This window comes from Gemmata sp. SH-PL17, assembly GCF_001610855.1.
In the GTDB taxonomy this organism is placed as follows: Bacteria; Planctomycetota; Planctomycetia; order Gemmatales; family Gemmataceae; genus Gemmata; species Gemmata massiliana.
In genome coordinates, this window is sequence record NZ_CP011271.1 from 2,602,178 (window position 1) to 2,617,141 (window position 14,964).

The window sequence follows — 14,964 nt, forward strand, 5'->3', positions numbered from 1 at the left end:
TCGAAGTTCACAGTGGCGATATTATGATCTAAATGCAATTAATTGGGTTCCAATAATAATTTCCGTGCTCGTCACCCGCAAATCAATCGTGCCGCTTCTTCCTTAGTGTGAGGTCCACACCCTAGCACCCGCGCACGTGCGACCCCTCATTGCTCTGCGGCAGGACGATGTAGCGACGTCCGAGCACACCCTTTAATGGGGAAAATCCGAAACACAAACAAATACGAAACTCGAACGGGCGACCGTCTACCCTGACCCTTCGGTTTTTGTGCTTGTTTTCTGTTCGGATTTCCTCCAAAGGGTTTCGCGCTCCATAGTAGACACCACGGGAAGGCAACGGGCCGGAAAGTCATTCACCCGGCCCGTCACTTTTCGGAATAATTCATTTGCACTGCCGATAAATAGTCTTGTAATCTGACACGAAATACACTTCCAGTACATTCGCCCTGTCGGGGGATCGGCCGTGCCGGATCACCTGGGCGCGACAGTTCTGATCGTGGACGACGAGCCCGAGGTTCTCGCGGTGCTAGCGGCAATGGTGGCGCACCACGGGTGCGTGCCGGTCACCGCAGAGAGCGGTTCCCGCGCGGTGGAGCGGCACCGCGCGCTGTGCGGGCAAGTCGGGCTCGCGGTGCTGAGCGTCCAGATGAGGGAGATGGACGGCCCCGAGACGCTCGCCGCGCTGCGCGAGCGCGACCCGGACCTGCCGTGCGTCTTCGTGAACGGCGACGGGGGCCGTTACAGTACGGCCGCGCTGCTCGATTTCGGGTGCGCCGAGGTCCTGAACAAACCGAGCATTCTCAAGGGCTTGAAGCCGGCTCTTGCGGCCGCCCATTCTCCGCGCACGGGTACCACAGGTCTGAAGTTAACTGGCCCTGCTTCCGCGCCCACGGGCCAGGAACCTGTCGCCTCGATACTTGCACCCGGCGAGTAATCGGAACGTGCTACGCGGTCGATGCCGCGTTCGGTTCGTCCGCGCGGGCCGCTGCGGCATCGAGCTAGGCAACCGCTTCGACCTCGACCGAGCAGATGTGAGCGATTAACACTTCCTCGGCCGCAACCAGTGGCCTCGTCTTCTCCGGGTAGATGTGTTCCGGCCGGGCGCCCGTCGCGACCCGGAGCGCCCACGATCGTCGTCACCCACTGGCGCGCGGCTCACCGACGAAACGCCGGCCCGGGCGACTCGAGCCCGGTTGTGGCAGTTATATCGACCACCGCGCTCCGGAACCCCGCGCCGCACGTGCGGCGCGGAGTCGCGAACGAGGGCTTCGGACGCGCCCAACTCGAGGTGGTTCCGCTTGTCGTACACGGCTTGGTCGTACACGGTGATCTGGGCCACCGGGTTCTTGTAGGCGGCATGAACGGACGGCTGTTGCCGCAGTACCGTCGCGGTCATCAGTTGGACCCGTTGCGCGAACAGGAACTCGTGAGTGTGCTGGCGCCGTGCGGTTCGTCGGAACAACTCGTCGAGCCGCTGGGGCGCGAACCGGCTCTCCAATGTCGCGCGCACCATCACGCAGAACGGGCCGCCTTCACGAACGGATCGAAGCTCGGAGGACGCATCCCAACGCCCTTGCCGGCCCGCGACGTAACAACCGACTCGGTCATACCACAACGACAACCGGCATCACCTTGGAAGCCCTGGCCGTAAAGCCCTAGTTCCGCCCCGGTCCACCCGAGCGCGGTCCACCGACGTGGTGCACGGCCTCCCGGTGCTCCGGGTCCGAAACGAGTCCGTCCGCGAGCCGCTCGGCCGTGTTCAGTTCGGCCCGGTTCCAGAAGCTCGTGAGCGCCGCCTCGGCGCACCGGCAGCACGCGCACAGGAACAGCCGGGACCGGTGGCTCTCCCTCCCCGAGGGTCCGGAGCACCGGCTCCGGACCCCCACACGCGATCCATTCGGCTTCGGTCCGGATGTACTCCGTGCCGGGTACAGAGCTTACCAACCAGAGGCCTCGTTGCAGAAAACGTTTCACCGCAGAGGGCATGAGGGCGCGGAGTACGAGACTGTCCCACATGTGCGAAAAAGCCCGAAAAATCGCAGGTGATAACTCGAAAGCACGGTGGTTTTGAGGCATATGGGACAGTTGGGCAATTCCACCCGGCGGAACCTGCTGGGGCGGTTCGGCGAGAACGCGCCGGAGAACTTCGCACCGGTTCACCCAACTGGTTCTGATTGCAAAACGCGATCACTCCGACGCGCCCTTGCGGTAGAAGAACGCGGCCCCGTGCTGTTCCGAAGTGAAGCCCTCGGAAGCACCGTAAAGGTTCTCCGCCGCCCCGAGCACCAGCGCCCCACCCGGGCGCAGCACCGCGTGAAACCGACGGCAGACGCGGCGCCGGGTCGGTTCATCGAAGTAGATCAGTACGTTGCGGCACAGGATGAGGTCGAACGGACCCGCGCTCGCCGCGCCGTCCAGCAGGTTAGCGCGGCGAAAGTCGATGAGGCGGCGCAGCGGATCAACGACTTGCCAGTTGTCGAGTTGCTGCTTGAAGTAGCGGCGCAGGTACGGGGGGCGGACCCGGGCGACGTCGCGCGCGTTGTAGACGCCGGCGCGGGCCACGTCCAAAACGCCGGGGGAAATGTCGGTGGCCAGGAAGCCGAAGTCACCGAGGTCGAGGTCGCGGCGCGGTCGGCTCTGGACCAGTTCGTCGAGCAACATGGCCACACTGTAGGCCTCCTCACCGGTCGAGGCGCCCGCGCACCAGATCCGACCGTGCGGGCGGACCCCCAGCGCCCGTTTCCGCTGCCCCGCCGCCTCGATCAGTTCGGGCAAAAGGACTTGCCGCAGCGCCTCAAATGATTGACTGTCGCGAAAGAAGGAGGTTTCGTGCGTCGTGATCGCTTCGATGACCTGTTCGTGAAGGGGCGACAGGGTCGGGGAGCGGAGCCGGTCGCACAGTTCGTCGTAGTCGCGCAGGCCGGACTGGGTGACGATGGGTTCCAAGCGGTGATGGATCAGGTACGTTTTGTCGTTGGTAAGCACCAGACCGCACAACCCGTGAATGAGTTGGGCGAGCCGATCAAACGTGACCTGCGGCAAGGGCAACATGTCAGAACGACCGCTTTTGGCAAAGAGAATTGATGCGCGTCGCGATCTGATGCAGTGGCAGTACCTCGTCCACGTGCCCGGTTGCCACGGCGCTGCCCGGCATGCCCCAGACGACGCTGGACCCCTCGTCCTGAGCGAGAATCAGACCGCCCGCCCGCTTGATCGGCTCGATCCCCTCGCTCCCGTCGCTGCCCATGCCCGTGAGCACGACCGCGACGACGTCGCCGCCGTAAGCGAGAGGCGCCGAGCGGAACAGCACGTTGGCGGAGGGGCGGAACCCGTTCTCCGGCGGTTGCCGGTTGAGTACGATGTGCACGCCCTCGCGAACCGTTCGCAGCAGCATGTGCTGGCCGCCCGGTGCAATGTAGATCGTGCGCGGCTGCACCAAGTCGCCTTGAGCGGCTTCAACGACGCGCCGGCCCGACTGCCGGGCCAGGCTCTCGGCCAGCGGCTTCGTAAATTCCGGTGGGATGTGCTGCACGATGAACACCGGCTGATCGAGTTGCGGACTCAACTCGGCGACCAACTGCGACAAGGCCCGTGGCCCCCCCGTCGAGACCGCAACAACGACGGCCCGCACCGCGCGCCGCGGAGACGTCGCGGGTCGAGGGGGCACCGCGACCGGTTGCGGCCCGTTCCGACGGTGACGCTGCTGAAACGCGCGAATCTTGTCCGTCAACTGCTGTCGGAGCGACAGTACGTTTTGTGCGTGGCTCGCTTCCTTGGGCTTTTCGATGAAATCGAACGCCCCGGCTTGCAGCGCTTGAAGGGTCGCTTCGGCGCCCCGACTGGTGTAGGCGCTGACCATAACGACGCCGACTTCCGGTTGGCCCGGCCGGGTGGCGTTGAACGCCTGGATCGCTTGCAGCGCGTCCAGACCGTTCATGCCCGGCATTTCGACGTCGAGGGTGACCAGGTCCGGTGGCTGGGCGCGAATGTGATCCAGCGCTTTGGGGCCGCTCCAAACCGACCCACAGACGACGATACCGTCCTGCCCGGCCAGTGCTTCTTCGATGGCCGCGCGGTAAATGCGCGAGTCATCGACGATCAGCACCCGGACCGGGAGGTTCATCTCACTTCTCCAACCGGAACTGACCGACGGCCTTGGTGAGTTCGGCGGCAATGTTGTGCAGGTCCTTGGCGGACTGGTTGACCTTGGACGCGCCGGCCGTACTTTCTTTGGTCGCCTGGCTGACGTCGTGGATGTTGGCCGCGACCTGCTCGGCCGCCCGGGCCGCCTCGGTACTGTTGCGCGACACGTCGGTGGCCCCCTTTGAAGCCTCGCTGGTGTTGCGCGACATGTCGGTCGCCCCCTTGGAGACTTCGGCGATCGACTTCGCGATGTTCGCCACGCGGCGGCTGGCTTCCCCGACGTTGTTAAAGATATTCTGTGCGACCTGCGTCTGATTGGCCACGGCCTCAGAAATGCGCCCGGCCGAGGAGTTGATGGTGTCGATGGTCTGGGCCACCCCGTCGATCACCTTGACCGCGTCGCGGGTGCTCCCCTGAATGCCCTCGATTTTCCGGGCGATCTCTTCCGCCGCGCGGGCGCTCTGGCCCGCCAGTTCCTTGATTTCGCCGGCCACCACAGCGAAGCCCTTACCCGCTTCCCCGGCCGAAGTCGCCTCGATCGTGGCGTTCAGGGCCAGCAGGTTCGTTTGCAAGGCGATCATTTTGATCACCTCGGTCACCTTGTTGATCTCGCTGGCCGAAGTGTCGAGGGCGTTCATCGTCTCCGTCGCGCGGGCGGCCATTTGGCGCGCCCGGTCCGTAACGTGGGCGCCCTCTCGGGCGTCGCCCGCGATGGTTTGAAACGCCCGGGTGATACCATCAATGGCCGAGTTCACGGCTTCGACGTTCCTCGCGGTGTCGTCGGCGGCCTGCGCGATGGTGCCGACGTTGACGCTGATTTCTTCGCTCGCCGACGAGATCGACGACATGTTAACGCTCATCTCTTCGGCGGTGGCGGCCATCGTGGTGATGTTGGTCGCCATTTGTTCTGTGCCGCTGGCCACCGAGACCGCTTGCACGCTCATCTCCTCGCTCTGCGTCAACAGCCCGTGTGAAACGCGCGACAGATCATCGGAGGACGCCGATATAGCCTGCGACACGCCGCGGATCTGACCGACGACCTTGTGAAGCGTCTCGCTCACCTCGTCCATCGCTCGGGCGAGTTGGCCGATCTCGTCTTTCTGGTCGAGATTCATTCGGCAGGTGAGATCCCCTTTGGCGACCCCGTTGAAAAGCTCGGCGCACTGACCGAGTGACCGGGTCATCGACCGGCTGATCCACACGGCCAGTACCAGGCTGAGTGAAATGCCGATCGCCGAGCCGCCGACCACCCACCACTTGCTGGTCTGGTACAGTTGCTCGGCGGCTTGCTTGTCGGTGCTCATGCGCTGCACGAGGCTCTCGATCACTTTCACCAGTGCCGCGTTCCCGGCGTTGGCGGCGTCGCGGGAGGGGCCGAGCACCATCTCGGCCGAACGGCTGTTGGAGTTCTCGTGGGACAGACTTTGGATGTCTTTGACGATCGCATCGATCTCCGCCATCGTTCGGGTCGCGCGCTCGATTTCGATCCGTTCGCGGTCGGTCGCGCCGACCAGCAACTCCTTGAAGTGGGCGCGCATTTTGAGTTGGAGATCCTTGATGGTCTCGTTCGGGCGGGCCATTTCGTTGTCGGTCGCGGCGTTGATGAGCAGGGTCAGTTGGACGAACAGTTCGTGAAGGTCGCTGGCGGTGGCGTAGATGGTGTGGGTGCGCTTCCAGTTGATCGGGACGGGTTTGCCGTCCTTCGGCACTTCTGCCCAGGCGCCGTCGCCAGCGCCCAAAAGGGCATCGAGGGCGGATTGGACTTCCTTACTGCGGTCCAAAAAGCGCCCGTTCCGAATGCGCTGCGCCTTGACGTCCGTGTTCAGTACCGCCAACCGCAGCGATTCCTTTTGTACCTTCTTGAACTCCTCCCAGTTGCGCGTGAATTCATCGAGTAACGCGCGCTCGTCGCTGCGCGGGTCGATTAGCTTGAGCAGCACCTCGCGCTGCCGTTCGACGCGCGCATTTGCCTGGCGCGCCGACTCCGCGTACCTTTTTGAATCCTCGTCCTCGATCGCGATAATGGCGCCGCGCTCGTGGCGTATCGATTCGAGCACGTCGATCCGGATCTCTTGCGAGGCCTCCACGCTCTTGGCGGAATTGTCGACGAGGCGCCGTACCTCGTTGTTGAGCGCGCTGAGCTGCGCCACCGCGGTCGCAGTAATGGCGACGGCCGTCAGGGCCAGAACGCCAATCATGATCGCCATCTTGGAGCTGAATTTCAGGTTTTTCATGGGTGCAAATTCCAAATTCAAGTTGGATGCGTCGCCCACCGTCGGGGCGGAATCCATCGGCCCGAGTGCGAACCCTCACGTTCCCGGTCACATACTTTTTGCCACCGCACGCAGCAGCTTTTCGGCCTGTATCAGGATCACCAGTTCGCCTTGCAGTTTGCCAACGCCCCCGATCAATTCGCCAACACGCGGCGCGCCCGTGGCCCCTTCCAGTTCCGGACGGCAATCCTCTGTCTGGCTGGCGTCCAGCGTGACGATCTCGCCAATGGCGTCGACGAGCACGCCGAACGATTCGCCCACCGCGGCTTTGAAAATGATCAATCGGCTCTCGGGGGTCCGCGCGACCGGTTCCATGCCGAGTAGCAACCGCAGATCGAGTACGAGCACGATGTTGCCGCGCAGGTTCACATAACCGCAGACCTCGGGCGGCGCGTGCGGGATCGGGGTGAACGTTGTCTGCGTGTTGACTTCCTTGACCGCGAGGATGTTGAACCCGAACAACCGCCGGGCCAGGCGAAACGTGCAGTAGTGGCCGGTTCCGGCCCGCTCCGTGGTCTTATCCATGCTTGCCCTCCTCGCCCGCTGCGGGGCCCGCGCCCGGCGCGAGCAGACGGGCCACGGTCGCCAAAAAGCTCTCGCGCGACAGTTTCACCTCGTGGGCGTTGAAGCCACTCTCCAAGGCGCGGTTCCGGTCGCGGTCGCTGTTGAGGGTGGTCAGCGCCAGCATCGGAAGGTCGTGGTTGCCGAGCTGCTCGCGAACCGCCCGCGCCATGTCCCAGCCGTCCATCTCGGGCATGTTGATGTCCGAAACCACGAGGTCGTACTGGTTCTGACTGATCTCGCGGAGGCCCAGCGCGCCGTTGACCGCGGTGAACACTTCGTACCCTTCGTCCTCCAGAGTGTTCTTGACGACCTGGCGGAAGAACTGCGTGTCCTCGACGAGGAGGATGCGCTTGCGCCGCGAAGGCGCCTTCCGGGTCCGCGTCTCACTGGCGGCGAGGTCGTCCGCTTCCATGCGCTCGCCCAGTCGGTACAGGTGCGGGAAGAGCGTCATGCGGTTGTGGATGATCGCCGTGCCCATGAGCCCGTCTTGGTGGTGACTCTCGGTATCAATTTGGATCGCCAGCGACTGGGTATCGAGGATCCGGCTCAACAGGATCCCCATCGGCTGGCGCACGTTCTTCGGCAGGAGCAGGTACATGGTGTCCGACTCGACCGGCGGCGAGACCTTCAGGTAGTTGTCGAGCCGGAGCACGCGGACCGCCTGCCCGTGGAGGTTCCAGAATTCGCGGTCACCGACGCGCTCGATCCCCGAGACCCGGATCTCTTCGATGCGCCGGATCATGACGACGGGGATGGCGAACTGTTCGCGCGGGCCGTACTGGAAGAGCAGAACCGTCTGCGATTCCGTCTCGCCGGCGCCGCGCACCGCCACCGTCTGGCGCGCGCTCTCGAAGGACACGCCGGCGTGCCGGGCGATGCCCTCGATGTCGAGGATGAGCGCCACGCGGCCGTCGCCCATAATCGTTGAACCCGAATAACAGCGCAGCGGTTTCAGGAGCGGGTGGATCGACTTGACGACGATCTCTTCGGTGTTGAGCAAGCGGTCCACCACCAGCCCGAAGCGCTCGCTCCCCACCTTGACGACGGCGATGTACGTCAGCCCCGGCGCCTGGTCGCGGTGCCGGTGCAGGACCTCTGCCCGGGTCGCGGCCGTGAACGGCTCGGGCCGCGCCAGCACCTCGCCGAGCCGAACGAGCGGCAAGAGCCGACCGCGAAGGCGATAAACCTCCTGGTCGTGTGTGTGCTCGACCTTCCCGGACCCGGCCCGCCCGTTCAGGCAGACGAGTTCTTCCAGATCCTTCTGCGCGATGGCGTAGCGCTGGTCGCCGACTACCACGGTCAGGCACGGGATGATGGCCAGCGTGAGCGGCAGGCGCAAGTGCATGCACGTGCCCCGGCCGGGTACCGATTCGATCTGCAGGTTGCCGCCGAGGTGCTCGATGTTGGTGCGCACGACGTCCATGCCCACGCCGCGCCCGGACAACTCGGTGACGTCGTCCGCGGTGGAGAAGCCGGGCAAGAGGACGAGCGCTTGCAACTCCGTGTCGCTCAGGATGCCCAGCTCGGCCGCGGATTTCAGCCCGCGCTCGAGGGCCTTGCGGCGCACGCGCTGCGGATCGATGCCGCGGCCGTCGTCGCGGACCTCGATGCGGATCTGCCCGCCCTCGTGGTGGGCGTGAAGCAGGACGTGCCCCTGGGGAACCTTCCCGGCGGCGATGCGCTCGGCCGGTTTCTCGATGCCGTGGTCACAGCAGTTGCGAACCAGGTGCGTCAGCGGGTCGGCGAGTTCTTCCAGAATAGCCTTGTCCAGTTCGACTTCCGTGCCGCGCGTGGTCAATTCGATCTGCTTGCCCAGTTTGCGGGACACGTCCCGAACGAGCCGCGAGAACTTGGAGAAGAGGTTGCCGACCGGTTGCATCCGCGTGAGCATGACGACCTGTTGGACGTCGGTCGTCACGCCGTTGAGACGCTGAACGATCTGCCGCATTTGCGCATCAGTCGGGTCGGCCGCTTGCATGGCCTGGTTGCGAACCAGGACCAGTTCACCGGCCAGGTTCATCAGGCGATCCAGAATTTGCACGCTGATGCGCACGCTGCTCGGCCGCTCGGCCTCGGGCCTACTGGCCGGCTCCGCTCGGGCAATAACCGGTGGCTCTGTGTCTTCTGCGGCAGGCGGTTCGGGCTCCGGGGGTTCGGGCGCTGCGGGTTTTGGCTCCGGGGGTTCTGGTACCGCGGCATTGAACTCGGTCAATTGCAACCGGAGTTGCTCGGCCAGACGTTCGAGCGGAACCATTGAGGTGTACTGGCACTCGTAGCTAACGGGGCCGTCCGGCAATCCCTTACTGATGTCGTGTTCGGGAAGAACCAGGCGCGGCTCGCGCACCAGACCGTTTGCTTCCAGGTCGGCAAAAAAGCGAGTGAGTGAGTGGCCCGTTCGACGGACGTAAGCGTCCAGATCGACCCGGAGAGCGTGCGCGACCGCGACTTCCGAGTGTGGCGCGGGTGATTCGGTGAGCAAGCCCTCCAGCCGCGCAATCGCGTCGCCAATGTCTACGTCGTTGCTGTTGGCCGCGTCGTCGAGTAGCGCGCGGATCAGATCCGCACCGGTCAGCAAACCATCAGTCAGATGCGCGGTCTGCGCGAGTGTGCCCTGGCGGGCGCGGTCGAAAATCGTTTCCAGCGAGTGCGCCAGGTCCGCGATCTGGTGGCACCCGACCAGGCCGGCGGATCCTTTGACGGAGTGAACGGCGCGAAACAGCCGATCGAGCCGCTGCTGCCGGTCCGCCCCGCTCGCCTTTTCGAGCGCGAGCAGTTCCTCGGCAACGGTGGTGAGGTGCTCACGGGATTCGCCGACGAATTCGTTCAGAAGTTCCGGATTTGTCGAGATCATACTCGTTGCTCCTGCCCCGGCCGCACCGTCCAAGATGCGTCGAGACCGGTGAGGCGCAGAACGCGGCACACCTCGGGCCGCGCGCGCGTCACTTCGACGCGCGGCGCGGACCCGTCGCGGCACGGCACGCGAGCAAAGAGCGCGAGCACCGTCAGAGCGGCCGGTTCGATCTCGCGAACGTGGTCGAAGTCGAGGCAGTAAGACGTGATCCCGCGCTGCCGGTGCTCAACGAGTTGCCGGCGCAGGTGCTCGCAGCCGGCCGCGACCAGGTCCGGCAATTCCAACAAAACGGAACCCGTTGGCGGCGCGAGTTCGGGCTCCTTCTGCTGGCGCAGAGCGGCAATCGCAGCGACGATTTCGCTGAGGGCCGCGTCCGTAAGCGGCGGCGCGCTGGTTCGTGAAACGCTCCCGAGCACATCGACCCCGCGGAGCAACACGTCGACCGCACCGGGACCGAGGCGGATGTCCCGTTGCTGAGCGGCGACGAAGCAGTCTTCCAGAACGTGTGCGACCCGCACGGCCCCCTCAACGCCAACGATACGGGCGGCGCCCTTGATGGAATGGGCCGCACGCATCATCGCCTCGAACCACTTGGGCTGGTCACTGTTCTTTTCAAGCGCCAGCAGTCCCTCGCTGAGAACGGGCAAATGGCTGTCCAGCTCCGCCCGGAACAACTCGAGCATCGCGAGATCGCCCGTGTCCTCGCCGCCCATCGCGATCGTCTCCCGAGAGGGTCAGAGCCCGTGGATATTTTTAGGGATGTCAAATTGTCCCAAAGGTACCACGGGATGCGCAAGAGAAATCTCCCCATGCCTCCTATTTTGCCCAATCGCCAATCTTGGTCCGCTATAATCGCTACAATCCAGCAGCAATGCAATTGAAGCGTGCGTGTGACAGCAACGGCCGGAACCCGCGCCGTCGGGCGATCGCAAACGTCGTCGCGCGCGGCACATTCCCGGTTCAATCTTCGGGGATCGCTTCTAACAAGTGACGGGCTGTGGCCAAACGGAACTGACGATGAAACCGCAGATAAAAGAAGCAACAATCGATCGTGCCATAAAGGTGCTACTGGTTGACGATCAGACTATTATCGGCGAATCCGTTCGACGAATGTTGGCCACGGAAACCGACATCGAGCTGCACTTTTGTCAGGATCCCCTTAAAGCGCTGGAGGTGGCGCGCGCGGTGCGGCCGACCGTGATCCTCCAGGATCTGGTGATGCCGGACATTGACGGGCTCATGCTGGTCAAGTTCTTTCGGGTCAACCCGTTGACGCGCGAAACGCCGATGATCGTGCTTTCGAGCAAAGAGGAAGCCGTCGTCAAGGCCCAGGCGTTCGCGCTGGGGGCCAATGATTACCTGGTCAAATTGCCGGACAAGGTCGAACTGATTGCCCGCATCCGGTACCACTCGCACGCCTATCTGACGCTGCTGGAGCGCAACGAAGCGTCCCGCCTCCTGCAGGAGAGCCAGCGCCTGTTGGCGCAAGAGATCCGGCGGGCCGCGGAGTACGTGCAGTCGCTCCTCCCGGCGAAACTCACAGCGCCCGTCCGGACCGACTGGCGCTTCGTGCCGTCGATGCACCTCGGCGGCGACATGTTCGGTTACCACTGGCTCGATCCCGACCACCTGGCCATCTACTTGCTGGACGTCAGCGGTCACGGTGTCGGTTCGTCCCTGATGGCGGTGTCCGCGATGAACGTCCTGACGGGACGCTCCTTGCCGAATACGGATTTCCGTGACCCCGTCGCCGTGCTGAAGGGGCTGAATCAGATCTTCCAGATGGAGAAGCACAACGAGAAGTATTTCACGCTCTGGTACGGCGTGTACCGTCGGGCCTCGCGCGAACTGGTTTTCGGCAACGCGGGGCACCCGGCGACGCTGCTGTTCACGGGACCGTCGGAGGAGCACGCGCGGCGCCAGGAACTCGGGTCCCACGGGTTCGCCATCGGCATGGTGCCGGAATTCGAGTACGAGTCCGAGGTCGTCAAACTGGACGCCTACGCCCGGTTGCTGATCTACAGCGACGGCGTGTTCGAGATCGAACTACCGCAAGGCGGTATGTGGACGTTTGAAGAATTTGTCGAGCACGTATCGGGGCTCTCGCCGGTGGGCGGGTCGATCATCGATCAACTCTTGGCCCACGTTCGGGCGCTGCACGGTTCCGAAACGCTGGGCGACGATTTTTCGATGGTCGAGATCCAATTTTGAGTGTGATGTTGACGTGACTGGAACGGATGCGATCGTGTTGGTGCGGATAAAAGTCGTGAAATAAGTGTGGCATCTGTTAATTAGTTGTATGCGGTGCGTTCTCGTCGATCGTCACCTCCGCCGTGTTCGAGCCGATCTTTCCCCAGTTCCCGGAGCCGGTCGCGTCTAGCTGTAAGGCGACGGCACAGACCAGCTATGCGCGTTGGCCGTGGGACACAGTGCGCGGCTCACAACACTCCGCAAACTGCACCTCTCGCACGACCGCTGCGGTCCCGATACTTGGCTCGCGCCTGCCGAAGGGCGATTCGCTGCGCTACGCGAATTGGATTTGTTCCGCTGCGGGTTCTCGGACCCCGCCTTGGGCCAGATCGCGCGTGGGTCCGTGCTGGCATCACTGGAATCCCTCTGCTTGTCAATAAATCGTCTGACGGCGAACGGAGTCGAATTGCTTGTGGGAAGCGGACAAACTGCCGAACTCCGAACACTCGATCTGTCCGCAAACCCGATCGGTGACGAGGGAGGAGAATCGCTTGCTAAATGTGAGCGATTCCCGGAATTGCGTGGGCTAAGTTTGGAGAGCGCTAATTTGAGCGACCGCGGTGCGCGAGCTATCTTACAGGCGCCCTGGGCATAGCAATTGGCTTATCTCCGGTTGAGTGACAATCATTTTTCCGAAGCGGTGCAGGAGCTCTTACTGGACCGGTTCGGTGATCGTGTGCAATTGTAGCTCCCTTGGCTTTTTTGCTACCCCATTTTCTTTACAGTATCAGTGAGGCCGTGGAACAAACCGATCTCATTGAACAACCGGCCTTTACACGTTTTCCCGTCGCAGCGACAATCACCGCATGGATGCACGTAAGATTCTCGGCCCGGACGGGCTGATCGCGAAGAAGTTTCCCGGGTTCGAGTCGCGCCCCCAGCAACTCGACATGGCCGACGCGGTGGCCGACGCGCTCGATAAGAAGCGTCAACTGCTCGTGGAAGCGGGCACCGGCGTAGGGAAGTCCTTCGCGTACCTCGTTCCCGCGATCCGGGCCGTGAGTGCGCGCAAGGACTACAAAGTCGTCATCTCGACACACACCATTAGCCTGCAAGAACAGCTCATTCGCAAAGACCTTCCGTTTCTCCAATCGGTGCTGCCCGGGGATTATCGGCCGGTGTTGGTGAAGGGGCGCGGGAACTACCTCAGTTTGCGCCGGCTCCGCGTGTCGCAATCCAAGGCCAGTACGCTGCTCGACACCCCGGGCGCGATCGATCAGCTCGTGCAGATCGGTCGGTGGTCGCGCCAGACCATCGATGGTAGTAAGTCCGATTTGCCCGTGCAGCCCTACGAGCCGGTCTGGGATCTCGTGCAGAGCGACAGCAGCAACTGCCTCGGGCGGAAGTGCCCGCACCAGGCGGACTGCTTCTACTTTCAGGCACGGAAGCGCGTGTTCGGCGCGAACATCCTCGTTGTAAACCACGCGCTGTTTTTCGCGGATTTAGCCCTCCGGCGATCGGGCGGCGGCGTGCTTCCGGAGTACGACGCGGTCATCTTCGATGAGGCGCACACGCTCGAAGACGTGGCCGCGGACCATCTCGGGATCGGGGTGTCGCAGGGCGGGGTCGAATACCTGTTGGGCCAACTGCTCGCCGCGCGCACGCAGAAGGGGATCCTCGCGACGCTCGGTGACGGCGACGCGGTGGCGCAGCTCGACGCGACGCGGCAGGCGGCGGAAAAGTTCTTCCTGTCCGTGTACCAGTGGCAGCTCAACCAGCCGAAGGGGAACGGCCCCAATTCGATGGGCGGGTCCGGTCGCGTGCGCGAGAAAGAGGTCGTTCCCGATACGCTCAGCGGCGAACTCTCGAAGCTCGGTGACACGCTCCACGAACTCGCGAAGGGGCGCGACGCCGAAGAGGAGAAACTGGAACTTACGAGCCGCGGGGACCGGCTCCATTCGATGTCCAAGAGCGTGAAAGAGTGGCTGGGTCAGGAACTCCCGGGGCAGGTTTACTGGGTCGAGGTGAAGCCGGGGCGCGTGCCGCGCGTGGGGCTCGCCAGTGCGCCGATCGAGGTCGGCCCGGCGCTCAAGGCGCAGCTTTACGACCGCGTACCGAGCGTGGTTCTTGCGAGCGCGACGCTTTCGGTTGGGGGCGAAGCGGGCTTCAAACTGTTCCAGAAGCGCCTCGGACTCGATTGCGCCAAGACGAGTCAACTCGGCAGCCCGTTCGATTTCCAGAAGCAGGCCGAACTGCACCTGTTCCGCAACATGCCGGACCCGTCCGCGCAGAGCGCGAAGTACGAGGACGAGGTGCTGAAGAAGATCCCCGATTACGTGGCGCGAACGAAGGGGCGCGCGTTCGTGCTATTCACGAGCTACGGGTTCCTGAACCGCGCTGCCGCACAACTCGGTCCGTGGTTCGCGAAATACGGTTACACGCTGCTCGCTCAGGGGAGCGGGCTCCCCGCGCCGAAGCTCCTGGAGCAGTTCCGCGACGCGAAACAAGCGGTTCTGTTCGGCGTGGACAGCTTCTGGCAAGGCGTGGACGTTCGCGGGGAGGCTCTCTCGAACGTCATCATCACGAAATTGCCGTTCTCGGTGCCGGACCGCCCGCTCACCGAAGCGCGTCTGGAGGCGATCCAGGCGGACGGTGGGAACCCGTTCATGGACTATCAGGTGCCGCAAGCGGCAATCAAACTGAAGCAGGGTTTCGGGCGCCTGATCCGCACCGCGACCGACACCGGAATGGTGGTGCTGTTCGACCCGCGCGTTATCACGAAGCCCTACGGCCGCGTCTTCCTGGACGCGCTCCCCGACGCGAAGCGCTTCATTGATGGTGAAGAGGCCGAGCCGGTCGACGGGAAGGGGAGCGCCAAGCGCAAGATGAAGGCGGGGTAAGACGAGCGCTGTGCCCGACGACTCGAAGCACTGCCCGGAGTGC

General features: G+C 63.7%; 11 protein-coding genes. 4 read left to right on the top strand and 7 right to left on the bottom strand.

Annotated elements, in window-relative coordinates:
- Window positions 1-463 precede the first annotated feature (463 nt).
- Window positions 464-934, top strand: coding sequence for a response regulator (locus tag VT84_RS10810; RefSeq protein WP_052559774.1), 471 nt, complete (start codon window positions 464-466; stop codon window positions 932-934).
- Between the two features lie 105 nt (window positions 935-1,039).
- Here the strand turns inward: VT84_RS10810 and VT84_RS10815 are convergent, their stop codons facing one another.
- From VT84_RS10815 to VT84_RS10850, 7 genes are all read right to left on the bottom strand, one after another.
- Window positions 1,040-1,513, bottom strand: coding sequence for a hypothetical protein (locus VT84_RS10815; protein WP_157469417.1), 474 nt, complete (start codon window positions 1,511-1,513; stop codon window positions 1,040-1,042).
- 674 nt (window positions 1,514-2,187) lie between these two features.
- Window positions 2,188-3,051 (bottom strand): CheR family methyltransferase, encoded by an 864-nt coding sequence (locus tag VT84_RS10825; RefSeq protein WP_082839537.1) that lies wholly within the window; start codon window positions 3,049-3,051, stop codon window positions 2,188-2,190.
- A gap of 1 nt (window position 3,052) precedes the next feature.
- The gene (gene cheB / locus VT84_RS10830) at window positions 3,053-4,123 is read right to left on the bottom strand and encodes a chemotaxis-specific protein-glutamate methyltransferase CheB (protein ID WP_082839538.1); all 1,071 of its coding nucleotides are present in this window, start codon (window positions 4,121-4,123) and stop codon (window positions 3,053-3,055) included.
- A gap of 1 nt (window position 4,124) precedes the next feature.
- Window positions 4,125-6,377, bottom strand: a complete 2,253-nt coding sequence (locus VT84_RS10835) for a methyl-accepting chemotaxis protein (protein ID WP_162271664.1) — start codon at window positions 6,375-6,377, stop codon at window positions 4,125-4,127.
- A gap of 87 nt (window positions 6,378-6,464) precedes the next feature.
- Window positions 6,465-6,941: a chemotaxis protein CheW gene (locus tag VT84_RS10840; RefSeq protein ID WP_052559769.1), complete on the bottom strand. Its 477-nt coding sequence runs from the start codon at window positions 6,939-6,941 to the stop codon at window positions 6,465-6,467.
- Window positions 6,934-9,831 (bottom strand): hybrid sensor histidine kinase/response regulator, encoded by a 2,898-nt coding sequence (locus VT84_RS10845; RefSeq protein WP_052559768.1) that lies wholly within the window; start codon window positions 9,829-9,831, stop codon window positions 6,934-6,936. Before VT84_RS10845 ends, VT84_RS10840 begins: the two co-directional genes overlap by 8 nt.
- Window positions 9,828-10,544 (bottom strand): Hpt domain-containing protein, encoded by a 717-nt coding sequence (locus tag VT84_RS10850; protein ID WP_052559767.1) that lies wholly within the window; start codon window positions 10,542-10,544, stop codon window positions 9,828-9,830. The genes VT84_RS10845 and VT84_RS10850 overlap by 4 nt, the downstream gene beginning before the upstream one ends.
- Window positions 10,545-10,848: 304 nt before the next feature.
- On the opposite strand from VT84_RS10850, the gene VT84_RS41990 reads away from it, so the two are divergent.
- From VT84_RS41990 to VT84_RS10865, 3 genes are all read left to right on the top strand, one after another.
- A complete protein-coding gene (locus tag VT84_RS41990) occupies window positions 10,849-12,042 on the top strand; it encodes a SpoIIE family protein phosphatase (RefSeq protein ID WP_052559766.1) in 1,194 nt (397 codons plus the stop codon).
- Between the two features lie 451 nt (window positions 12,043-12,493).
- Window positions 12,494-12,676, top strand: a complete 183-nt coding sequence (locus tag VT84_RS42180; protein ID WP_410000391.1) for a hypothetical protein — start codon at window positions 12,494-12,496, stop codon at window positions 12,674-12,676.
- Between the two features lie 211 nt (window positions 12,677-12,887).
- Window positions 12,888-14,921, top strand: a complete 2,034-nt coding sequence (locus VT84_RS10865) for an ATP-dependent DNA helicase (protein ID WP_052559765.1) — start codon at window positions 12,888-12,890, stop codon at window positions 14,919-14,921.
- Window positions 14,922-14,964 lie beyond the last annotated feature (43 nt).